At 61.5% G+C, this 22,877-nt stretch carries 17 protein-coding genes; 6 read left to right on the top strand and 11 right to left on the bottom strand.

The features are described 5' to 3' along the window. Nucleotides 1-18: 18 nt before the first annotated feature. From ACTQ1E_RS02670 to dnaK, 5 genes are all read right to left on the bottom strand, one after another. Nucleotides 19-2,319 (bottom strand): hydratase, encoded by a 2,301-nt coding sequence (locus tag ACTQ1E_RS02670; RefSeq protein ID WP_441564607.1) that lies wholly within the window; start codon nucleotides 2,317-2,319, stop codon nucleotides 19-21. A 495-nt stretch (nucleotides 2,320-2,814) separates the two neighbouring features. After that, a complete protein-coding gene (locus ACTQ1E_RS02665; RefSeq protein ID WP_427719306.1) occupies nucleotides 2,815-3,231 on the bottom strand; it encodes a heat shock protein transcriptional repressor HspR in 417 nt (138 codons plus the stop codon). A 72-nt stretch (nucleotides 3,232-3,303) separates the two neighbouring features. After that, nucleotides 3,304-4,269, bottom strand: coding sequence for a DnaJ C-terminal domain-containing protein (locus ACTQ1E_RS02660; RefSeq protein WP_154518131.1), 966 nt, complete (start codon nucleotides 4,267-4,269; stop codon nucleotides 3,304-3,306). Nucleotides 4,270-4,377: 108 nt separating this feature from the next. Then, nucleotides 4,378-5,220, bottom strand: a complete 843-nt coding sequence (locus ACTQ1E_RS02655) for a nucleotide exchange factor GrpE (RefSeq protein ID WP_427727348.1) — start codon at nucleotides 5,218-5,220, stop codon at nucleotides 4,378-4,380. A gap of 2 nt (nucleotides 5,221-5,222) precedes the next feature. Further along, the gene (dnaK, locus tag ACTQ1E_RS02650; RefSeq protein WP_441564605.1) at nucleotides 5,223-7,115 is read right to left on the bottom strand and encodes a molecular chaperone DnaK; all 1,893 of its coding nucleotides are present in this window, start codon (nucleotides 7,113-7,115) and stop codon (nucleotides 5,223-5,225) included. A gap of 590 nt (nucleotides 7,116-7,705) precedes the next feature. Between dnaK and ACTQ1E_RS02645 the strand changes: the two genes are divergently transcribed. Beyond that, on the top strand, nucleotides 7,706-7,957 hold the full coding sequence (locus ACTQ1E_RS02645) for an indolepyruvate ferredoxin oxidoreductase subunit alpha (protein ID WP_158564522.1): 252 nt from the start codon (nucleotides 7,706-7,708) through the stop codon (nucleotides 7,955-7,957). Between the two features lie 242 nt (nucleotides 7,958-8,199). Here the strand turns inward: ACTQ1E_RS02645 and ACTQ1E_RS02640 are convergent, their stop codons facing one another. From ACTQ1E_RS02640 to ACTQ1E_RS02620, 5 genes are all read right to left on the bottom strand, one after another. Continuing rightward, nucleotides 8,200-8,745, bottom strand: a complete 546-nt coding sequence (locus ACTQ1E_RS02640; protein ID WP_441564603.1) for a transcription repressor NadR — start codon at nucleotides 8,743-8,745, stop codon at nucleotides 8,200-8,202. Then, nucleotides 8,745-9,605 carry a carboxylating nicotinate-nucleotide diphosphorylase gene (gene nadC / locus ACTQ1E_RS02635; RefSeq protein ID WP_427719300.1) on the bottom strand — a complete coding sequence of 287 codons (861 nt, stop codon included), beginning with the start codon at nucleotides 9,603-9,605 and terminating at the stop codon, nucleotides 8,745-8,747. Before nadC ends, ACTQ1E_RS02640 begins: the two co-directional genes overlap by 1 nt. Before the next feature lie 3 nt (nucleotides 9,606-9,608). Next, nucleotides 9,609-10,985 (bottom strand): L-aspartate oxidase, encoded by a 1,377-nt coding sequence (locus ACTQ1E_RS02630; protein WP_370450670.1) that lies wholly within the window; start codon nucleotides 10,983-10,985, stop codon nucleotides 9,609-9,611. Nucleotides 10,986-11,041: 56 nt separating this feature from the next. After that, on the bottom strand, nucleotides 11,042-12,067 hold the full coding sequence (gene nadA, locus ACTQ1E_RS02625; protein ID WP_441564601.1) for a quinolinate synthase NadA: 1,026 nt from the start codon (nucleotides 12,065-12,067) through the stop codon (nucleotides 11,042-11,044). A gap of 264 nt (nucleotides 12,068-12,331) precedes the next feature. Further along, nucleotides 12,332-18,481 (bottom strand): MBG domain-containing protein, encoded by a 6,150-nt coding sequence (locus ACTQ1E_RS02620; RefSeq protein WP_441564599.1) that lies wholly within the window; start codon nucleotides 18,479-18,481, stop codon nucleotides 12,332-12,334. Between the two features lie 243 nt (nucleotides 18,482-18,724). Between ACTQ1E_RS02620 and ACTQ1E_RS02615 the strand changes: the two genes are divergently transcribed. After that, on the top strand, nucleotides 18,725-19,447 hold the full coding sequence (locus ACTQ1E_RS02615; RefSeq protein ID WP_427727330.1) for a LytR/AlgR family response regulator transcription factor: 723 nt from the start codon (nucleotides 18,725-18,727) through the stop codon (nucleotides 19,445-19,447). Continuing rightward, entirely contained in the window at nucleotides 19,447-20,724 is a 1,278-nt protein-coding gene (locus ACTQ1E_RS02610; protein WP_441564597.1) for a sensor histidine kinase, read from the top strand. Before ACTQ1E_RS02615 ends, ACTQ1E_RS02610 begins: the two co-directional genes overlap by 1 nt. Nucleotides 20,725-20,784: 60 nt before the next feature. Here ACTQ1E_RS02610 and ACTQ1E_RS02605 read toward each other — a convergent pair whose 3' ends face one another. Continuing rightward, complete coding sequence (locus ACTQ1E_RS02605; protein ID WP_441564595.1) at nucleotides 20,785-21,360, bottom strand: hypothetical protein; 576 nt, start codon at nucleotides 21,358-21,360, stop codon at nucleotides 20,785-20,787. A 136-nt stretch (nucleotides 21,361-21,496) separates the two neighbouring features. On the opposite strand from ACTQ1E_RS02605, the gene trxA reads away from it, so the two are divergent. From trxA to nikR, 3 genes are all read left to right on the top strand, one after another. Next, nucleotides 21,497-21,817 (top strand): thioredoxin, encoded by a 321-nt coding sequence (gene trxA, locus ACTQ1E_RS02600; protein WP_441564593.1) that lies wholly within the window; start codon nucleotides 21,497-21,499, stop codon nucleotides 21,815-21,817. Nucleotides 21,818-22,036: 219 nt separating this feature from the next. Then, on the top strand, nucleotides 22,037-22,285 hold the full coding sequence (locus tag ACTQ1E_RS02595; protein WP_441067419.1) for a hypothetical protein: 249 nt from the start codon (nucleotides 22,037-22,039) through the stop codon (nucleotides 22,283-22,285). 1 nt (nucleotide 22,286) lies between these two features. Further along, nucleotides 22,287-22,793, top strand: a complete 507-nt coding sequence (nikR, locus tag ACTQ1E_RS02590; protein WP_370450671.1) for a nickel-responsive transcriptional regulator NikR — start codon at nucleotides 22,287-22,289, stop codon at nucleotides 22,791-22,793. The last annotated feature ends 84 nt before the right edge of the window (nucleotides 22,794-22,877 follow it).

Here is a 22,877-nt window from a genome sequence, read left to right as displayed (position 1 = left end):
GGCGGACAATTAAGTGCGTTACTCGGCAGCGGCCTTGAACTTGTTGTAGTTGATCAGGCAGCCGGCCTTGACGATGGCACGCTCCTCAGCCGTCATATCGGCAATGTAGAGCTCAATCTGCTCGACCGCACCGTCGACGCGCACCACGTAGGCGGCGATGTTCTGCAGGTCGCCATCGAGCGCGGCACGGATACCCGGCACAAAGACGTAGTCGCCCACCTCAAAGTTGGGCTCGGCCTCCATCTGGAAGGGCACCATGCCCCAGTTCATCACATTGGAGCGATAGCGCTTGGTGGCGTACTCGTGGACGATGTTGGCCAGACCGCCAATCACGCGCTGGCAGCTCGCGGCCTGCTCGCGGGCAGAACCGTCACCGGGCTTCTTGGCATAGAGCATGGAGCCGTACTCGGTCGCCTTGGCATCGGCCACGACGCCGGCGCCGGCCAGCGCCTCAAACACGCCGGCAAGCTCGGCATCGAGTGCCGCCAGATCGCCCGCCGCCTCGCCGGCAACGCGGCGCTTCTCCACGGCGTCGACCTCCTTGGAACGACCCACGTAGGCCGGATCGCGGCGGCTGAGCGTAAACTCTGCCAGGCCCAGCGGGTTGGAGCGGAAGGAGCTCGTCTCGCCCGAGGGAATGAGCTCGTCGGTCGTGGTGACCGGGTCCATGATCTTGGAGCACACCTTGAGCAGGATATCGTCGCCGAGAGGCTCCATCGCGGGCCACGGCTTGATGTTGGGGCCTTCGACCAGCTCGTCGGCAGGCTCGGCCTTGCCAAAGCCCCAGTACACGCGCTTTTTATACGGCGCGTCGTCAAAGGTGTACTCGCAGGCCTCGTCCCAAGTCTCCTCGGGCAGGTCGGTCGCCGGCGTCAGGACGCCGCCGTTGGCGGCCGTCGCCGCAATGGAGCGAGCGTCCATTAGGGCCACGGCGCTCAGCTGACCATTGCCCGGCTTGGAACCCTCGCGGTTGGGGAAGTTGCGCGTGGTGTGGCGGATCGAAAGGCCGTTGTTGGCAGGCGTGTCGCCGGCGCCAAAGCACGGACCGCAGAACGCCGTGCGCACGATCGCGCCGGCCTCCATAAGGTCGTAGATATAGCCACGGCGCGTAAGTTCGAGCGCCACGGGCTGGCTCGTGGGATAGACCGACAGCGAGAACTCGCCGCAGCCGGTGTTGGCGCCCTTGAGCACGCGGGCAGCTTGGACCACGGAGTCGTAGTTGCCGCCCGAGCAGCCGGCGATAACGCCCTGTTGCACGTGAAGCTTGCCGTCGACGATCTTGTCGAGCAGGCTAAAGTGCGTCTTGCCCTCGCCGATCTTGGCGGCCTCGAGCTCCACCTCATGCAGGATGTCCTCGAGGTTCTCGTTGAGCTCCTCGATCTCAAAGCCGTTGGAAGGATGGAATGGCAGCGCGATCATGGGCTTGATGCTCGACAGATCGACCTCGACGCAACCGTCGTAGTAGGCGACATCGGCGGGCTTGAGCTCGCGGTAGTCGTCGCCGCGACCGTGCATGGCCAAAAACGCGTGCGTGTCCTCGTCGGTGGCCCAGATGCTCGACAGGCAGGTGGTCTCGGTGGTCATGACGTCGACGCCGTTGCGGTAATCGGTCGTCATGCTCGCGATGCCGGGGCCCACAAACTCCATGACCTTGTTCTTGACATAGCCCTTGGCAAAGACGGCACGGATGATGGCGAGCGCCACGTCGTGCGGGCCGACGCCGGGACGCGGGGCGCCCGTGAGGTAGATAGCGACGACGCCGGGATAGGCAACGTCGTAGGTGTCGCGCAGCAACTGCTTTGCCAGCTCGCCGCCGCCCTCGCCCACGGCCATGGTGCCCAGGGCGCCATAGCGGGTGTGCGAGTCGGAGCCCAGGATCATCTTGCCGCAACCGGCGAAGTTCTCGCGCATAAAGGAGTGGATGACGGCGATGTGCGGCGGAACGAAGATGCCGCCGTACTTTTTGGCCGCGGAAAGGCCAAAGACGTGGTCGTCCTCGTTGATGGTGCCGCCCACGGCGCACAGCGAGTTATGGCAGTTGGTGAGCACGTAGGGCAGCGGGAACTGCTCCATGCCCGAGGCGCGCGCCGTCTGGATGATGCCGACAAAGGTGATGTCGTGGCTCGCCATGGCATCGAAGCGAATCTTGAGCGCCTCGGGGTCGCCGGACGTATTGTGTGCCTGGAGGATCGAATACGCGATGGTGCCGCGCTTGGCATCCTCGGGCGTCTGCGTAATACCGCGCTCGGCAGCCTCGGCCGCAGGCACAACCTCGCTGCCGCCGCGCAGGTAGATGCCGTCCTCGTACAGCTTGACCATACTGTCTCCCACTCTGCCCAAAAAATTTGGGCGCATAGCATGCATTCGTTCAATATCGTGCCATAGAACGGTTGCGAATGGGTTACGAATCTGCACGTTCACTTTATCTCGGTAAAGTACAGGACGAGCCCGATGTGGGTCAGCAGATTTGGTGCAAGAGCGTCCCTTTCGACTAGTCATTTAAGAACGTCCCCAATGACTACTCTGGCAACGGCAGCGAGCGGGCCGCATTCGGAGCAAGGCAACGCCGCAGGTAGAGGATGGACAGCGAGCGGGCCGCATTTCCAAAGTGAGGAACGTCCCCAAGTGCCGCATCCGGACCATGGCAACGCCGCAGGTAGAGGACGGACAGCGAGCGACGTCCAGAGCGAACAAGTTGGCATGAAAAAGGCAAGGCATAGACCTTCTGGTCATGCCTTGCCTTTTGAATGACAAATTGTCGCCCTGGGCGGCGCGCAGCGTCGACCGGTCCGCCGTTCGTTAGAACGGCGGAACCTAGAGATCCCCGCCGGCTCCCAGTAGCTTGCGCATGACCTGTTCGGGATTAACCGAGCCATCGCGCGGGGCCAGGGAGGTGATCTTCTTCTGCATCTTGTACTCGTGCAGCTCGTCCTCGAGCTGGCGCATGCGGGCGCGGAGCTTTTCGTTCTCGCGCTCGCGCTCCTCGGCACGCTCCTTCATATCGAGGATGCGCACCACGCCGGCAAGATTGATGCCCTCGTCGGTCAGCTGGTTGATGAGCTCCAGGCGCTCGATATCGGCACGCGAATACAGGCGCGTGTTGCCGCCCGAGCGCTGGGGGTTCACCAGACCCTTGGACTCGTAGACGCGCAGAGTCTGCGGATGCATGCCGGTCAGCTCGGCCGCCACGCTGATCATGTACAGCGGTTTGTTCCTATTGTCCTCGGCCATGCTACCTGACCCCTTTCCGTCTCGTTATCGTCCATCATAAGCCCGCGGGCGTGGGCGTGCACCGCGACCGCCCTAGAACGTCGCCTTGTAACGGTTGACCTTCTCGCGGTAGTCGCGCGTGTCGGCCTCGCGCAGCTTGGTCATGGCATCGCGCTCGTCATCGGATAGGTTCGTGGGAACCTGTACCTTGATCTCGACGAGCAGCGCGCCCGTACGGCCACGGTGCTTAACGTCGGGCGCCCCCATCTCCTTAAAGCGGAACTTCTTGCCCGTCTGGGTACCCGCAGGCACTTTCAAACGGACCGTCGCACCGCCGGGCGTGGGCACGTCCACCGTGCAGCCGAGCGCCGCCTCGTAGACCGAGACCGGTACCTCCATGGTCACGTCGGCGCCTTTGCGCTTAAACAGCGGGTGCTCCTCCACATGCGTGGTCACGACCAGGTCGCCGCGCTCGCCACCGGCGACGCCATACTCGCCGCGACGCTTGTAGCGTAGCTTGCCGCCGTCGACCGCGCCCGCGGGCACCGAGACCGTAATGGTCTGCTGCTCGCCTGTCGAGGGAATGCGATAGGTGACCTTGTGCGTCACGCCGCGAAACGCGTCCTCGGCCGTCACATCGACGGTCAGCGACAGGTCGCCGCCCTTGCGAGCGCGGCTGCGACCCGCGCCGGCACCGGCAGCGCCCGCAGCCCCGGCAAAGCCCGAGCCCCAATCGCTGCCCCAGGCGCCGTTGCCGCTAAAGATGCTGTCGAAGATGTCGCCCCAGCCGCTGGCACCCGCGCCGGCACCGTAGCCGCCGCCATACGCGCCGCCTGCGCCCGGCATGCCGCCAAACATGAGCATCTGGTCGTACTCTTTGCGCTTCTTCTCGTCCGAAAGCGTCTCGTAGGCCTCGCTGATCTCCTTGAACTTGGCCTCGTCGCCGCCGGCGTCGGGGTGATATTTTTGCGCGAGCTTGCGAAACGCGCTCTTGATCTCTTTGTCGGAGGCGCTCTTGGATACGCCCAGGATGTCATAGAAGGTTTTGCCTGCAGCCATCGTAGCTCCTCTCCTGTTACGTCCGCCGTCCATGCAGACGACGGCTCATGCTTTCATATGGCACTAGGCCAGAAAGGGCCCCGGGTGTTGCCCCGGGGCCCTTCTCAATTACTCCTCGGTGCTCTCGGCCGTATCGGCCGCAGCATCCTCGGGCGCCGCTTCGGGCTCCGGTGCGGGGCGCTTTTCGCCACCGTAGGTCACCGTCACCATCGCGGAACGCAGGATGCGGTCCGCCATGCGGTAGCCCTTCTGGTACACGTCGTTGACGGTCTCGTCGTACTGCGACGAGTCCTCGACGCGACCCACAGCCTGGTGCTCGAGCGGATCGAACGCCTCGCCCTTGGGGTCGATGGGCTCAACGCCCTCGTGCGCAAACACATCGAGTAGCTTGGCATGCACCGCGTCGACGCCGTCGACGAACTGCTTAAAGTCGTCGGCAAGCTCTTGGCTGCGGGCATGGTCGATCGCGCGCTCGATATCGTCGACCACCGGCAGCAGCGCAGTGACGAGCTTCTCGGTCGCGCGCTCACGCTCGGCGATACGCTCGCTGGCGGTGCGGCGACGGAAGTTCTCCCAGTCGGCCTGCAGACGGGCGGTGCGCTCGGTGGCGTCCTTCGCCTTGTCCTCGGCAGCCTTCTGAGCCTCTGCCGCGGCATCGAGCTCATTGCGCACATCGGCAAGCTCCTTCTGGGCCTGCTCGAACTTGAGCTTAAAGTCGTTGTCGGCGGCTTCCTCACCGGCGCGGATAGCGGCTTCCACCATCTCGTCCTCGGTCATCGTCGCCTCCTTGTTGGAATCCTCTACCTGGTTCTCGACAGCCTCGGCGGCCTCGGCCTCGTTGGCCTCGGTATCGTCGACGGCCTCTACGGGAATCTTCACGTCCTTCTCCTCAGAGTCAACGGGGGCGGCTCCAACGGCAGCCGCCTCCGTGCGAGCTTTACGGGCGGACATGATTACTTGTCCTCGTCGTCCACAACCTCGTAGTCGGCGTCGACGACGTCATCGTCGGCAGGCTGGGCGCCGGCGGAACCGTCGGTCTGCTGCTGAGCGTCGGCGTAGACAACCTGAGCCAGTTCGTAGGCCACGGACTGCAGGGACTCGCCAGCGGCCTTGATGGCCTCGACGTCAGAGCCCTCGAGCGCCTTCTTGGCATCGGCGATAGCGGCCTCAGCCTTGGACTTCACGTCGGCGGAAACCTTGTCGCCCAGCTCGTTGAGGGTCTGCTCGGTGGAGTAGCACAGGCTGTCGGTCTGGTTGCGGACCTCGACCTCTTCCTTCTGCTTCTTGTCCTCCTCGGCATGAGCCTCGGCGTCCTTGACCATACGATCGACTTCTTCGTCGGACAGAGCGGTGGAGCCGGAGATGGTGATCTGCTGCTCCTTGCCGGTGCCCTTGTCCTTAGCGGAGACCTTGACGATGCCGTTGGCGTCGATGTCGAAGGTGACCTCGATCTGCGGCACGCCGCGGCGGGCAGCCGGGATACCGGTCAGCTGGAACTTACCGAGCGACTTGTTGTCGCGGGCAAGTTCGCGCTCGCCCTGGAGCACGTTGATCTCGACGCTGGTCTGGTTGTCGGCAGCGGTGGAGTAGACCTCGGTCTTAGAGGTCGGAATCGTGGTGTTGCGGTCGATCATCTTGGTCATGATGCCGCCCATGGTCTCGACGCCCAGCGACAGCGGGGTAACGTCGAGCAGCAGGATGCCCTCGACGTCGCCGGTGAGCACGCCGCCCTGGACGGCAGCGCCGTCGGCAACGACCTCGTCGGGGTTCACGGACATGTTGGGCTGCTTGCCGGTCATGGTCTTGACGAGCTCCTGGACGGCGGGCATACGGGTGGAGCCGCCGACGAGGATGACCTCGGTCAGATCGGAGAGCTTAAGGTTAGCGTCGCGCAGGGCGTTGGTGACAGGCTGCTTGCAGCGCTCGAGCAGGTCGCGGGTGATCTTCTCGAACTCGGCGCGGGTCAGCGTGTAGTTGAGGTGCAGCGGGCCGGACTGGTTCATGGTGATGAACGGCAGGTTGATAGTGGACTGCTGGGCGGCGGAGAGCTCCTTCTTGGCGTTCTCGGCGGCCTCCTTCAGACGCTGCAGGGCCATGGGGTCCTGACGCAAGTCGACACCGTTCTCCTGCTGGAACTTATCGGCCATCCAGTCGATGACGCGCTGATCCCAGTCGTCGCCGCCCAGGTGGTTGTCGCCCGAGGTGGACAGAACCTCAAACACGCCGTCGGCGAGGTCGAGGATGGAGACGTCGAAGGTACCGCCGCCCAGGTCGAAGACCAGGATGCGCTGGTCGGAGCCCTGCTTGTCCAGGCCATAGGCCAAAGCGGCAGCGGTCGGCTCGTTGACGATACGCTTAACGTTGAGGCCGGCGATCTTACCGGCGTCCTTGGTGGCCTGACGCTGGGCGTCGTTGAAGTAGGCCGGGACGGTGATGACGGCGTCGGTGACGGTCTCGCCCAGATACTTCTCGGCGTCGGCCTTCATCTTTGCGAGCGTCATGGCGCTCACCTGCTCGGCGGTGTATTCCTTGCCCTCGATGTCGACGACGGCACGGCCACCCTGGCCCTCCTTGACCTCATACGGCACGGTCTTGAGCTCGGAGGTGCACTCGGAGTACTTGCGGCCCATGAAGCGCTTGATGGAGAACACGGTGTTCTTGGGGTTGGTGACCGCCTGGTTCTTAGCGGCCTTGCCCACGACGCGATCACCGTCGGCACGGAAGCCCACGACAGACGGGGTGGTGCGGTCGCCCTCGGCGTTCACGATGATGGTCGGAGAACCGCCCTCGAGAACGGCCATTGCGGAGTTAGTAGTACCAAGGTCGATACCAAGAATCTTGCCCATTAGAAATTCCCTCTCTCTTGTGCGTTTGCACCGACTCGGCGGTCTGCCAAGCGGTCTTTCGGTTTGTCTTTCAGGATGTAGTGTATCCCCTTATGGACCGGAATATACAAAATCTAAGTCAATTCATATAAGATTTCTTATCACTTAGAGTTTAGGTTCTCGAATGCGCAGGTAAATGCGCTGATTGAGTTCTCGGCAAATCTATCGAGATCTATGTAGAGATGGCTGAGGTTTGGGCCGGGGGTGCCTGGGGCTGCTTTACGGAAAGCTCGTCCCGGTTTGAGTGTGGATTCCGGGTCGTAGTTTCCGTCTGAAGGCTCAACCGGAAACCATATCCCGTTTTGAGAGCTGATACCGGGTCGTAGTTTCCGCTAGCGGGCCCAACCGGAAACTGCGACCCGTTTTTCGGCCAGATAACGGGATGCGCTTTCCGAAAGCCCACTCAATTGCTCAATAATTCGAGTCACCTTTAGCTAACATCTGCACAGCTCACCAGCCTCACCTGTGCGTTTCTTAGTAAGCCTTGGCATACTCGGCGAATGGTATGAAGATACCGGCCAGAGGGTATTGCAAACGATCGCTCACGTGGTATGTTTTTGCCCGAATCAAACCGGCGCGCATCGCCTGTAGCGTCGGTCAACAGAGAGGAAACTACCATGGCTCATCCCGTAATTGATGCCGACGAGTGCATCGCTTGTGGCGTTTGCGTCGACTCCTGCCCCGCTGGCGTTCTGGAGCTCCAGGACGTCGCTACCGTTGCTGACGAGGACTCCTGCGTCGCCTGTGGCGCTTGCCAGGACGCTTGCCCCGCCGGCGCGATCACCGAGATCGTCGAGGAGTAACAGCTCTTCCACCTGCACACACTCAAAAGTACACCGTGCACAAACAAAAAGGAGGCCTCCGCATCGCCGCAGAGGCCTCTTTTTTGTGCGGATAGCTAATTTGGCACCGTCGCAGGTTGAGCATAAATCAGCGAAAGCGCCCCTAAGCGAGTAAGGTGACGTGAAAGAGGAGGGAAGCGTACTTTTGTACGCGACCGACGATTGAACGTCAGATTGCCGCTTAGGGGCGTTTGCAGCGTCGGCTACGATAGATCGTCTTCGTAGGGCATCAGGTCCGCCAGATAGCCCTTCTCCTTGAGCATAGCCTCGATCTCGTCGAGGGTTTGCTCATCCTCTGCCGCGATGCGATGGAAGTGATAGCCGCTCGTCACCGTTAGTAGTGGAAAGCTTTTGCCGCTCTCGATATCGTGCAGGTAGCGCTCAACATCGCGACGATTGCGGATGTCCAGGTCGGCCGTGATCTTACCGTACACGCGGTGATTGACGATCACGTTGAGCACGGCGCCTCCGGCGTCGACGATACTCGTGAGCTCATCGCCTGCCTGCTCCATGCTATGGCGAACCTTGACCAGGCGCGCGGGCACGGCGGGGCTGCTGGGGGCCTCCTGCAGCACGTAGCCGCGATTGGTCGCCACGATATCGTGCCCATCGGCACGCAGCAGGGCGATGTCTTGCACGACAACCTGGCGGCTCACACGCACCTCGCGAGCAAGCGTACTGCCGGAGACGGGGTCTTTGGCTCGCTCGAGCACGCCCATGATGGCACGGCGACGCTCGCGGGCGTCCATTATTTACCGTCCAGCAGACGCAGGTGCTTAAGCGAGAGGTCGAGAATCGGCGCAGAGTGCGTCAACGCTCCCGAGCTAATAAAGTCAACGCCCAGGTCGGCAAGCGCACGGATATTGCTGGCATCCACGTTGCCCGAACACTCGGTCTTGGCGCGACCGGCAATAAGCTCAATCGCGGCAGCCATGTCATCGTGGGTCATGTTGTCGAGCATGATGATATCGGCGCCGGCCTCCACGGCCTCGCGCACCATGTCCAGGTTCTCGCACTCGATCTCGACCGTCGCGGTAAACGATGCATGGGCGCGCGCCATCTCTATCGCACGCGTCACGCCGCCGGCGGCATCGATGTGGTTGTCCTTGAGCATGACGGCCGTCGACAGGTTGTAGCGGTGGTTGCTGCCGCCGCCGATCTCGACCGCGGCCTTCTCGAAGACGCGCATACCCGGCGTGGTCTTGCGCGTGTCGACGAGCACGGTCTTGGTGCCCTCGAGCGCCGCAGCCATCTGGTGCGTATAGGTAGCGATACCGCTCATGCGCTGCAGGTAGTTGAGCGCCACGCGCTCGCCCGAAAGCAGCACGCGCGCATCGCCGCGTACCTGGCCCACATGGTCGCCGGCGTGCACCTCGTCGCCATCGGCAACGTCAAACAGCACCGAGCTCTGCGAATCCAGCAGCTCAAAGGTGCGAGCGAACACATCCAGGCCCGCGATGATGCCATCGGCCTTGGCGATGAGCTCCACCGTGGCGGGACGCGCCGTGGGGCACACGCTCGCCGTGCTCACGTCCTCAAACGTAATGTCCTCGCGCAGAGCCTGCAGAATCAGATCATCGACGACGAGCTTCATGGTAATGGGGTTCATGGTCTACTCCTCCACGGCCTGCGTGCCGGCGGCACGGGCCAAATCATCGATTGCCAGGGTGTCGGCGCTCAGGGCGCGATGACGGCCGTCGAGCGCGGGCTCGCCCGCCTGCTCCACGGCGAGCGACTGGCCGGTACGCATGTGCCACGCGGCGCGACGACCCCAGACCAGCGCCTCGAGCAGGCTGTTTGATGCAAGGCGGTTCTTGCCGTGAACGCCGTTGCAGGCCGTCTCGCCGGCGGCGTAGAGCTCGGGCATCGAGGTGCGGCCGTCCTTGTCGACCCACACGCCGCCCATAAAGTAGTGCTGCGTGGGCGTGACGGGAATGGGCTCGTCCAAGATGTCGCGGCCGTCCTCCAGGCAGCGTGCGCGAATGTTGGCAAAGTGTCCGGTCACCACGTCGCGCTCAACGGGGGCAAAGCTCAGCCACTCGTGCTCGGTACCATCCTGCTTCATCTGCTCGCGAATAGCGGCGGCGACAACGTCGCGCGGCTGAAGCTCATCGGTAAAACGCTCGCCGGCGGCGTTAAGCAAAATCGCGCCCTCGCCGCGGCAGCTCTCGCTGATCAGGAAGGTGCGGCCCGGCTGCGGCGAGAACAGTCCCGTGGGGTGAATCTGCACGTAGTCCAGGTGCTCCATCTTAATGCCATGCTCCTGGGCAATGTAGCAGGCATCGCCGGTGAGCTGCGGGTAGTTGGTCGAGTGGTCGTATACACCGCCGATGCCGCCTGTCGCCCACAGCGTATGGCGGGCATGGATCTTAAACGGCTCGCCGGCATGCACGCCCTCGGCGGCATTTGCCAGCTCGTCGGCGGGGCGAACCGAGTTGTCCTCGTCCACGGGAACGGCGACGACGCCGAGGCACGCCGTGGCGCCATCACGCTCGCCCGTCAGAATGTCGGTCATGGCCACGTGCTCCAAAATCTGCACGTTATCCAGCTTGCGAACGGCCTGGAGGAGCTTGGTCGTGATTTCCTTGCCCGTAATGTCGGCATGGAAGGCGATGCGCGGGCGACTGTGCGCACCCTCGCGGGTAAAGTCGAGGCTGCCGTCGGCCTTGCGCTCAAAGTCCACGCCCATGGCCAGCAGGTCGTTGATGACCGAGCGGCTCGAGCGGATCATGATGTCGACGCTCTCACGGCGGTTATCGTAGTGGCCGGCGTGCATGGTGTCCTCAAAGAAGGCGTCGTAGTCAGAGCCTTCGGGAAGCACGCAGATACCGCCCTGCGCGAGCATCGAATCGCACTCGTCGACAGCGCCCTTGGAGAGCATGATCACGCGCGTGCTCGTCGGCAGATTGAGGGCCGCGTATAGGCCCGCCACGCCGCAACCGGCAATGACGACGTCGCACTCCATGTCGGGGCATTGTTTGGTTTCCACAGGAATCCTCTCCCTTGTAATGTGACATAAGGGATGGTCCCTCATGTCACATTGCCTTAGCGCGCCGCGTATTCGAGCATGCGGTCGAGCGTGAGCTTGGCCTGGTCGGCGGCCTCATCCGACACGCCGATCTGCACCTCGCCCTCGCCCGTCTCCAGGCAGCGCACGAGCTTTTCGAACGTGATGAGATCCATGTTGACGCAGGTGGGCTGCACCGCGGGGAAGTAGAACTTTTTGCCGGTGCCCTGGCAGCGCCGCTCGAGCTCGTAGAGCACGCCGCGGACCGTCACGATGATGAACTCGCTCGCGTCCGACCCCTCGGCATACTTGATAATGCCGGCAGTGGAGCCGATGTAGTCGGCCTCGGCCAGAACGTCGGCCTTGCACTCGGGGTGCGCCAGCACGAGCGCATCGGGGTGCGCCTCCTGTGCGTCGACGATCTGCTCGACGGTGATGATGTGATGGCGCGGGCAGTAGCCGTTGTTGAGGATGACGTGCTTTTGGGGCACCTGCTCGGCCACAAAGCGGCCCAGGTTCTGGTCGGGAATGAACAAGATGTGCTGCTGCGGCAGCTCGGAGACGATCTTGACGGCGTTAGAGCTGGTAACGCACACGTCACTCCAGCTCTTGATCTCGACCGTCGAGTTGACGTAACACACCACGGCCAGGTCGTCGCCATATTCGGCGCGCGCCGCGTCGACCGTCTCGTGCTTGACCATGTGCGCCATGGGACAGTCCGCGCCCGGCTCGGGCAGCAGCACGGTCTTGGTGGGATTGAGCAGCTTGACGCTCTCGCCCATAAACTCCACGCCGCACAGCACGATAGTCTGCTGCGGCAGGCTCTTGGCGAGCTTTGCCAGGTAGAAGCTGTCGCCGACGAAATCGGCCACAGCCTGAACCTCGGGCGCCACATAATAGTGCGCCAGGATCACTGCGTCACGTTGGGTTTTTAGCTGATGAATGGCCTCGACGAGCTCTGCGGGCACCAGTGCCGCGCGCTCCGTTGCCGTCGTTGCCGATGCCAGGCCGGCCGCGATATCGCGTGCAAGCTCCGATGCATCCATGTTCGCGCTCTGCGCCATCAAGGCCCCTCTCTTTTGGCGAATCTTGGGGCTTTAGTATGACACCTGGCTTTACAGCTGACAAGACAGCTGTAAAGCCAGGTGTAAAGTTGGAATAAGGATTCAATCTTGGGGCGGGTCCATTTTCGAACTGGCAAGCTGAGGACAGTCGAAAATGGATCTGCCACACGGTTCGAGCGGCCCGTTTTATCTTGGTCCGAAGGCGGTGGGCATAAAAGCGGGTCCGGATCGCTCGATCCGGACCCGCTGGGAGCTGGTGCGCGGTTAAGCGCGGCGCTTCATGATGGCCCACGCCAGCAGCAGGACTGCCACACCGGCAGCGAGTACGGCGCCCGCGACGACATAAGTGCTGTCGCCAGACTCAGGCAACGCCTCCTTGCTAGCCCTCTTCTTAGGCTTGGAAGTCGTAGTCGTGGTGGTCTGGCCAGGAGCGGGCTTGGCGGCTTCGGCAACGGTAAAGGTCGTCTCGGCCGTGCCCGTGGTCGAGACCACGCTCAGCCTGTGTTCGCCCACGCCGAGCGTATTCAGGAAGCTCGCCTTGAGCGTCACGATCGTAGAGCCCTCGGTGAGCACGTAGTTCTCGGCCGCGACCTCCTTATCGTCGACCAGTACCTTCTGGAAGAACGCGAGCGGTGCGCTCGAACGGAAGCTCAGGTCCTTGGCGGCGTCAACCACCATCGTCTGGCCCTTACCGTCGATGATCTCGGGTACCAGAATCGCGATCTCCTCAGTCTTGCCCTTCTCGTGGCAGACGGTGCACTCCTGATGCTTCTCACCCTTGGCCTCGACAGTCGCCGGCCAGTCGACGACCCACTCAAAGGTGTGCTCCGCCTTGTCGATGATGTCGCCGCAGCGGCAGACATGCCAATGATTCTTGGCATCGTGCGCCCAGCCCGTGCCGTCGGGCTCGTGCTTGAGGACACCCTCGACCGTCACATTCACGTCGCCCTCGACATCCTTGAGCTCATAGGTGCCCTTGTCGGAGAGCTCGATGGCCTTACCGTCGACCTTGACGGCGTAGCCCTTGCCCGCAAAGTACGCGCTGTCGATGCTCACGGTAAGCGTTGCGGAGCCGTGCCAGTCGAGCTCGGTTGCCGTCGCGGTAAGCGTGTAGCCCTGCTGGTTAGTCGGCAGCGCCACGACCAGCTTGCGGCCGGCAGCCACGGTGATCTCGGTAACAGAGGAAACATCGTAGTTAGCCTTAGCCTGGTAGCGAACCTCGTACACACCGGCGGCGAGATCCTTGAGCTCGGTCACGCCCTCGCCCACGGCCTGGTACTCGGCGGCACCCTTGGCGCGCCACTCCATCGTCGCGTTGACGCCCGCGATCTTACCGTCACGCCTGCCGCTCACGGTCTCGGCCTCGGCCTGGACCTTCGGCGCGTCCTGGGCGGCGTTCTTGATGGAGAAGTCGCACGTCAGGCCCTCGGGCGGCAGCACATAGTTGCCAGCGGCCTTGCCCGTCAGCACGGTGAGGGTCGCCGTGTACGAGGCGCCGGCCTCGGTCTGGGAGCCCTCGACGGTCGCGCCAAGCTCGTCTTTGCCGATCACGTTGCCGAGTTTCGCCTCGGGGCAGTGCTCCTCGCCGTCGTAGACGAACTCGCTGGTGCCCCACGTCACGGTGAGCGGGCGCCGGTTAATGGTGAACACGCCGGCCTCGCAGGCAACGTCGTAGTTGGGGTTGGCATCCTTGGCCTGCGTCACGTTCAGGGCATAGCCGCCCTCGCGCACGTCCTCGCCGGCATCGCGCTTAACAGTGATGCCCTCGAGAGACTCGCCCTTGACGAGCTTGCCAGATGTGATCGCCCACGTAAACACGGGGTCGACATCGCCATACGTCTTGGAGGAGTCGTCGGCCGCGATCGTAATTGCGCGTGGTTTGACCTCGAGCGTAACCTCGCCCTCGGCCTTCGCACCATCAATCGTCACCTGGTAGAAAACGGTCAACTTGCCGGCGTCGCGGATCTTGGGGGCCTCGGGGGACCAGTTCTTGCCATCGGTGCTGTACTGGGCCGTCGCGCCCTCGGGCAGACTCTTCGCATCGACCGTGTGATACGCGCCGTTGTACTCGCCGGAGTAGCCAACGATGGCGGCAGCCGGAATCTCGACTGCGGGCAACGCGTGTCCACAGACCGTGCACTGCTGATGCTTAGAGCCGGCCTCGGTCGCCGTGGGATTCTTGTCGACAAACCACTTAAAGGTATGCGCAGCCTCGTCGATCTTGCCGCCGCAAGTGCACTCGTGCCAGTGCGTATTGTCGTTAGAGATCCACGTATCGCTCACAGCCTCGTGCTTGCGCACGCCCTCGACGGTGATGATTGTCTTCTCCTCGACATTGCTCAAGACGTACTTTCCATCCTCACCCTTCTCAAGAACCACGCCGTTTGCCTTGACGGCAAAGTCATCGCCCGCGTAGTAGCCATCGGAGATCTTTACCGAGAACTCCACACTTGCGTGCCACTGAAGATATTCGTTCGGGCTATGCCACGCTATCGAGTAGGTGTCATTCTTATCAGAAGGGGTAACAGACAAGTACTTACCCTGACCGACGTGCACTTCCACAGGCGTGGACGGCTTGTAGTTATCGGTCTCGGCATACCAGACCTGGTAGTCGCCGGCGGCAAGATTCTCGATCTTGCCGTCCTCGGAAACCATGGTCTCGCCATTGGCGTCCCCAGCTTGGGTGCGGAACAGGCGATAGGCAACATGACCGCGCGCGCCCTCAATCTTGCCGTCGCACTTGCCACGGATGGTCTCGGCGGTGGCCTTCAACCCCTGGGGCTTCTCCTGCTCTGCCTTGTAGATCGTATAGCCCGTCTCCAGGAATTTGTCAGGAAGGACATAGTTCTTGATGACCTCAGGGTCACCGGCGAGGCCCGTCACCTTCGCCTTATAGTCACCGGCATCGACAGCCGTTGCGCCCTCGGTCGCATAATAAACCTTGCCTTCGTCACCCTTGACAACATGGCTGATTACAATCTCGGGGCCCTGAGGCTTGCCGTCATAGACATACGTTCCGATCTTCCAGTCAACACCAAGTTTGCGCTTGGTGATCTCGAACGTGCCGGTCTGGAGCGTCGGAGCATAGTTCGCCCTCTGGATCTTGTCCCACTTGTCGCCGACCTCGCTCTCCTCGATCGTCAGCGTATAGGTGCCCACGTTCTCGCCGGCCTCACGGCGAATCTTGAACCAAGAGAGCGGGTGGCCCTTGATGATCGAGCCCTCGACGGCCTCGAGTTCAAAGTCCGGATCGTCATAACCGTACACCTTCGAAGCATCCTTGGGCTTCACCGTTACCGGACGGGGATCGACCTTAAGCTCGACCTCGCCCTCGCAGGTGTCGCCAGACGTGAGCGCCGCCTTAAACTCGACGGTCTTGGAGCCAGCATCGCAGATGAGCGGAGACTCGTCGCTCCACTTCTTCTCGCCCTTCTCGCGATACTGGATAGATGCGACGGTCTCGGCGTTAACCGTCACGCCGTGCTTTTCGCCATCGTAGATACCCGAGTAGCCGGTAATACCGAAGGCGGGAATCTCGACAGACTCGCGCTCGTAGCCGCACGTCTTGCAGTGCTCGTGCTTGGAACCGGGCTTATCGGCCGTAGCGTCCTGGTCGACGACCCACTCAAAGTCATGCTTTGCGCGGTCAACGTCCTCCTTGCGACAGGTGCAGGTGTTCCAGTGCTCGGTATCGTCGTGCTTCCAACCGCTACCGTCGGCCTTCTTGGGGCCGTCCTTGACCTCAACCGTCAGGGCCTTGGAGGCGTTATGGTTACGGTCGGCCTTAAGGCGAACGCTGTATTTGCCGGCGGCGAGGCCCTTAACCGACGTCTCGCCTTCGGCAATCCACTGATAGCCGCTGGCGGCCTCGGCTTTCCACTCGTAGGTGTTATCAACCCCGTCGATGCTGCCATCCGCCAAAGCATGCCCGGTCGCGGCCGTCGTCTTGACGTCCTTGGGAGCGGCCTGATCGGCGGGAGCGATCTTGATCTCAAGCTCGCCCTCCACCGGCACGTAGTCGGGTGCGGTAATACGGTACTTAATTGTCTCAGCACACACGTTGTAATAGATATCGCGCGTGACATTGGTATAGGAGGGGATTTGGTCTTCGTACAGCGAGCCACCATCGACGCTATATTCGATCTTCATGCCCTCGGGGGCGTTGTCGACCGTCACCGACGGCGAGTGAGCCTTGCCATCATAGGTGCCGTCAAAGCCCTTGGCCTGAACATTCTCGAACTGCGTGCCGTAGATGCTCCAGTAGAAACTCTGACCATAAACAAAGTTGCCCAAGCCCCACAACCAGGTTCTATACGTACCGGGATCGGTACCGTCCCGATCTCCACGGTCTTGATCGAACTCATAGTCCACACCCAACCTGAGGTCAACCGTCTCACCATCTACCGTTGTAGTCACCTTAAATTGCGGAGCGATCTTCTCACCCGTCCACTTGAACGCTGGCAAGTTATTCTTGACTGTGTCGTTATTGAGCACCTCGACCTTGCAAGTACTTAGCTTAATTCCATCGATCTTGAACACGCGCTCGAGCGTGACATCGTTCTGCCCCTCGATGGCGACCGTCGCCACCACGCGATAGGTGCCCGCATCGCACGGCTGCGACCCTTCCATCTCGATGCCCACGGTGTCATTCTCATCCACGAAACGGTAAAAGCGTGCACTCACAATCGTTACCTTGCCCTGGGCTACAGCGTTGTCCTTTTGAGACGGCTTAGTCGTAGCAAGCACGGCATCGCGCGGCTTGCCGTTGTAGGTAAAGCTCAGGTCGCCGCTCTTGGACGACATCAGCGAGATCTTCTCGCCATCCCTGGAGTAGACACAGTGCGAGGCCTCATACTGTCCGTTGCACGTAGCCGCGATGCTGTACCCATCCTTGTTGGTGGAATAGGTCCACTCGTGCTCGTGCTTGCGATGGATAACCTCGACCTTGCCATCGGTAACGTCGTATGCAAGGTTTTCGTTGGCGAGCTTGAGCCTGCTCGCGAGATCCTCCTGCGAAAGATCGCTCGTGCCAAGGTCCACATACTCATAGTAGTAATACTGCCTATTGGACTCGGGATCGAACTTGGTATCGTCGATAGACAGGACGGCTTCGCCCGTAAAAGACTTATCGACGTGAACCTTGCCGTAGCTACCGACATCGGACGCATCGACGCCCTTCGCCTTGGCCGTAGTGACCTTCGTGTTGCCGGCGAGTGTCACAGAACCAAGGGCGTAAACCGCGCAGCGCTTCTCGTCCTGACCTCTTATGTCGCGACCGTTGAAATAATCAGAGGGGAACACGAACGAATCGTCGATAACCGTACCGTTTATGGTGCACGACGCATCCTTTGCCACCGCAATGGCACTCGTCATGTGCATCTGATATTGAATACCCCACACATTGAACATATAAGAGCAGGGTCCATTCCATGACGTGTTATTTGTTGAACGGATACTGCAGTTATTCAGGGCGACTATGGCATTTTTGACGCCAATATTGCCCGCATGCACATGACCGCTCTCAACCTTCATCTCGTCGCATGCAATCATTCCCTGACTGTTGTTTTCGAACGTGCAGCCGTTCAACGTAACTTTTGGAGTCTTCGACCGCCCGACCACGCTCAAGGCGCCGACGCAGTCATCACTATTATTCTTAAACGTGCAGTTGACAAACGTTGCATCCACCGCGACCTGGCTGCCTCTGATAGTCACAGGCGCCGGCGAGGCTTCGTAAATTTCATTACCCTGGTCAACATTGAATGCGCTGTTCTTGCAGCATTTCCAACCGCTGACACTCACGTTCGTGAAGCTGGCCGTCTCCCCCGCACCCATGGTTCCATAGAGCGTGATTGCCCGATCGTTATCTTTGTTCTCGGTCCTTGAAACAAGCTTGAGGTTTTTCACGGAAAGGTTGAGGCTCTTGCCCGTATTCGGCTTATCGACACCTCCACGCGCTTCGTAATCATTGCTATCGCTCAAAAACGTTTTTCCATCGCAGCGTACCTCGGTCGGGACACCCGAATCACCGATGAACTCGACATAACCGCCCTTGAGCACAAAGAGCGGGTGTTGCGAAGATGTAAGGTCACACTTGACGGTCAGCGGACCGCCCAGATAGCTGTCATTACTAAAGTACAGGCGGGTGGGGTTCTCCGCTGTGCCGCCTTGAACCTCGTAATAGTCAATATCGACCTTACCGGCAAGGACATAGTCCTCGCCAGCCTCAAGCACTACAGGCTTATCTTTCTCGTAGTATGACAGGTCATCCTTCGACCTTATTGGAAGCGTCGCGCCCTGCGGATACGCCTCGGCTACCGTAGGCGTGGCGAGCGTCGTCACCGCGCCCCCAAGCGCCAGCGCTGTAGCCAGCACGCAAGCAGCAAGTCTGCGCATCCCCATCTTCTTCTCCCTCATCACGGCTCCCCTTACCCCTATGCTTTCGCAATGTTCGCTATCGCTTGGCGCCGGCGGGCGGCCTGACTCCCCGTCCGACCGCCGGCATCGATTGACATGTGTATCCATGGAGTATTGTGCGGCCGTCAAAACTGACGCCCTGCCGCTCAGCGCGAGTTGCGCACCGTGGGGCGCAAACGGGGTGTTCCTCCGCGGGCGGCGCGCACCCAATGTGGCAAAATCGAACTACTAAGGGGGGCCCGAATGCTCAAGATCATCGCCTGCGACGACGACGTCGCTTTTCTAGATAGACTGCACCGGATGATCGACCGCTGGTCGACCGAGACGGGCACGGCGGTCGACGTTGCACTCGTCACGCGCGGCGAGGACCTGCTGGCCCGCCATGCCGCATCGCGCGCCGACATCATTCTGCTCGACATGATCATGCCGCTCGTCAACGGCATGGACACCGCGCGGGAGTTGCGCCAATCCGATACAGCCGTGCGACTGGTGTTCCTCACCTCATCGCCCGAGTTCGCGCTGGAGTCCTATGAGGTCCGCGCCTTCGACTACCTGCTCAAGCCCGTAACGTACGAACGCCTGGCGCAACTGCTCGACGAGCTTTCGAGCATGCGACCTGACGCGACCGATGAGCTCGTGACCAAAACGTCCTTTGGATACCATGCTCTGCGCCTGTCCGATATCGAATACGCCGAGGCCCGCAACAAGCACGTGGTATTCCACCTGCGCGACGGGCGCGACATCGAAGCGCTCGAGCCGTTCCGCAACATCGAGGACCAGCTGGCCAAAAACGCGAACTTCTTTAAATGTCACCGTAGCTACCAGGTCAACCTGCGCAATATCGACCACTTCAACCGCACGGATATCGTCATGCGCTCGGGCGCTTGCATCCCGCTGGCGCGCAGCTGCAAGCAGGGTTTCCAGGATGCCTACTTTGCGGCACGGTTCGAGAGCGGGAGGCGCTAATGCTCCCTGCGGCCGAGATGGTACTTTGGGCAATCCACCACGCAACGACCCTGCTTTTTGGCGTTTTTGCCTCGGCGGCGCTCTGCGGTATCGAGATCAACCGGCGTCATGCGCTTGAGCTGGTGATGGTCGGCGCCGTAACCGGATGCGCATTCGGCCTCGCCAATGCCGTCGGCGGCGAGCTTTTCGCCCGTCAGGTATATCCGCTCGTCGTGCATCTGCCGCTCGTCATCTACCTGTGCGCGCGCTATCGCCTGAGCCCGCTGCTCGTTATGCTGGGCGTCACCAGTGCTTATCTGAGCTGCCAGTTCAGCAACTGGATGGGCATCGCCGCGCTCGCCGCCACCGACTCGCAAATCGCGTACTACGCGGCACGCATTATCACCACGGCCGTCGTCTTTGCAATCCTGCTGCATTGGGCCAGCGACATCGGTCCGCGCCTGGCGGTTAAAACCCCCACCGAGCTCGAGATTCTGCTCATCCTGCCGCTCGTCTATTACATCTTTGACTACGCCACCAACGTCTACACCACGCTCTTCCACTCTGGCTCTGTGGTGACGGTTGAGTTTTTGGCGTTTGCGCTTTGCGCGTTCTACCTCATGTTTCTTACTGTGTATCTGCGCGAATACGAGGCAAAGGAAATCGCCGAGCGCGAGCGCTGGATGCTCGCGACCCGCGACAGCGCAGCCATCAAGGAGCTCGAAGCCTGGCGCCAATCTGGACGTGAGCTTTCGGTTCTCCGCCACGACATGCGGCACTTCCTGCGCGGCCTTGCGGCTTTGATCGAGGAGGGCCGCATCGACGAGGCGCTCGAGCGCATCGACGAGCTCTGCGAGACAAACGACCGCACCGCTGTGCGCCGCTACTGCGCCAACGACACGGTCAATATCGTGCTTTCGTCATTTAGCTCCGATATCAACCGAAACGGCATCAGCGCCGATTTGCGCGCCGCCGTGCCCGAGAGCGTCCATGTAGCCGACGTCGATCTGTTTAGCGTACTCTCAAACGCCCTGGACAACGCCATCGTCGCCGCAAGCGCCGCTCCCCAGGGCAAGCGATTTGTCGATCTGGACCTGCGTTGCGAGGACGGACAACTGCTACTTTTGGTCTCCAACACGTTTGGGCGCCCGCCGCGCATGGTCGACGGCATGCCCGTGGCCGAGCACACCGGACACGGCTTTGGAACCAGGAGCATTAAACTTGCCGTCGAGCGCATGAACGGCAACTGCCAGTTTCGCATTCACGGCGATCGGTTTGAGTTTCGCGCAGTGATGTAAGGGCGCGACAAGTCGGCGCCGCGCTCGACCCATCAGGACCGCCTTGCCGGCGCCAGTCCGCTACAGCGGCGCGGCGGCCGGGGTCAGCTGCTTGATGTAGGCCCACATGCGCTGCTTGGCGGCCTTGTCGGTCAGCGCGGCCTCAAAGCCGTCGAGCGCGAGTACGCGACGACCCTGCACGTGGGCGACCAAGCCGGGCTTGAGCATGGCGGTATCAAAGTCGTCGATCGCCACGAGCATGTCTGCGTAGGTCTCGCGCATGGTATCGGCCGCGCGATCGTCCAGCAGCAGGACCGCCTCGGGATCCAAGGCCTCGAGCGCCTCGCGGAACAGCTCGCACGGCAGGTCCTCGCCTATCGTAACCGCCCCGTCGCCCGCGCCGGCAACACTTGCCAGCACGCAGAAATCCTCGGGCGCGTAACCGATGGCGCCGAGCGCCTTACGCAACGCGGCGCCGTCTGAACCGGCAGCCAGCTCGCCACCCGCACGCTCGGCATCGTCTAAATCACCTTTTACCAGCACAATCGGCGAGCACGCGTTACCCGCGATACGCACGCCGCGACCCGCGAGCGATGCGAGCTCCTGCTCGGCCGCCTGGGCGATGGCTTCTTTTTTCTGGCTTTGTGACGTGGGCATGCGCTCTCCAATCGTTTGCGTGCCCACCATTATATAAAAGAGCCGCCCGCGAGTGGTTGCATTGCGGGCCGTTGGGTATAAGCACGGTCGTACTGAGTTTTACGCGGCCGAGCCGCGTCGCACTATGGAGGTCACTATGGCTGACATTAAGCAGATTACCCCCGAGAATTTCGATTCCATCGTTGACGGCAGCCTTCCCGTGCTGGTTGATTTTTGGGCACCGTGGTGCGGTCCCTGCCGTTCGCTCTCGCCCATTGTTGACGAAGTGGCCGACGAGCTGGCCGGCAAGATTACCGTCGCCAAATGCAACGTCGACGACAATCAGGACCTGGCCATGAAGTTTGGCGTTATGAGCATCCCCACGCTGATTGTCTTTAAGAACGGTGAGGAAATCGACCGCTCCGTCGGTGCGCTGCCCAAGGCCAGGCTGCAGGCGCTGCTGGAGAAGCACCTGTAATACGCCGGTCATGTGTTGCCGTCCATGAGTGGTTTTGTGCCGCTCGCCGGAGAGCCGGGTGTTGCGCCCGCGACCACGGATAGTATGGTAATCACAAACAGCCCCCAGTGAACGGGTGCGGGTCAGACGGACTCGCACCCGTTTTCTTATGCGGCGATGCGTAAAGCGGGCGTAGTAGAATCTGAACCACTGATTAGACCCGTACAAAAGGAGATTCCCATGCATGACGTCGGAATGAACATGAGCCAGCTTGCCATGAGCGTCAAACAGGTCGACGACACGATCGAGCTCGCCCACGAGTGGAGCCATCAGCTGCTGCATGCGACCGAGAACTTTGACATGGAGCGCATTGGCGCCAAACTCGAGGCCGTCATGGCGGCGCTCCACGAGGCGCACGATGTGCTCGAGGGCTACGAGGAGGCCATCGAGGCCGACCATAACTCCGTTGGCTCCGTAAAGCTGGTGTAGCGTGGCCGAGCACGAGCACGCCTGCGAGCACGAGCATCCGCACGGGCCGACCGGCGACGTGGGCTGCCGCCTCAGCGGCTCCGCCTCCGAGCTGGTCCGTTTTTCGGTCACCGCTCCCGACGACCTGTTGCGCCGCTTTGACGAGCAAATCGCGCGCCGCGGCGACGTTGCCAACCGCTCCGAGGCCGTGCGCGACCTGATTCGCGCCTCCATTGCCAAGGAGCAGATGCGAACGCCCGACGAGCAGGTCATCGGGTCGCTCACCATGATCTATGACCACCATACCGGCGATCTGACGCGCCGTCTGGACGAGGTGCAGCACGACTACACCGACGAGATTGTCTCGACCATGCACGTGCATCTGGACCACCACAACTGCTTGGAGATTCTGGCGCTCAAGGGTCGCGGCGAGCGTGTCTACGAGCTGGCTGACCGTCTGCTGGGCCTGCGCGGCGTTAAACACGGCGAGCTCACCTGCGCCGCCACCGAGCAGAGCCTGGGGCTGTAGCGGGTCTTTGCGCGGCGCACCTGCCAATAAGGGACAGGTTTGTTTTGGCAGGTTTAACGTTTTACCTACCAAAATAAACCTGTC

This window comes from Collinsella sp. LCP21S3_C7 (assembly GCF_052118485.1).
GTDB lineage: Bacteria > Actinomycetota > Coriobacteriia > Coriobacteriales > Coriobacteriaceae > Collinsella.
Note: the sequence above shows the minus strand (reverse complement) of the source record. Positions and strands in the feature narration are given on the sequence as shown.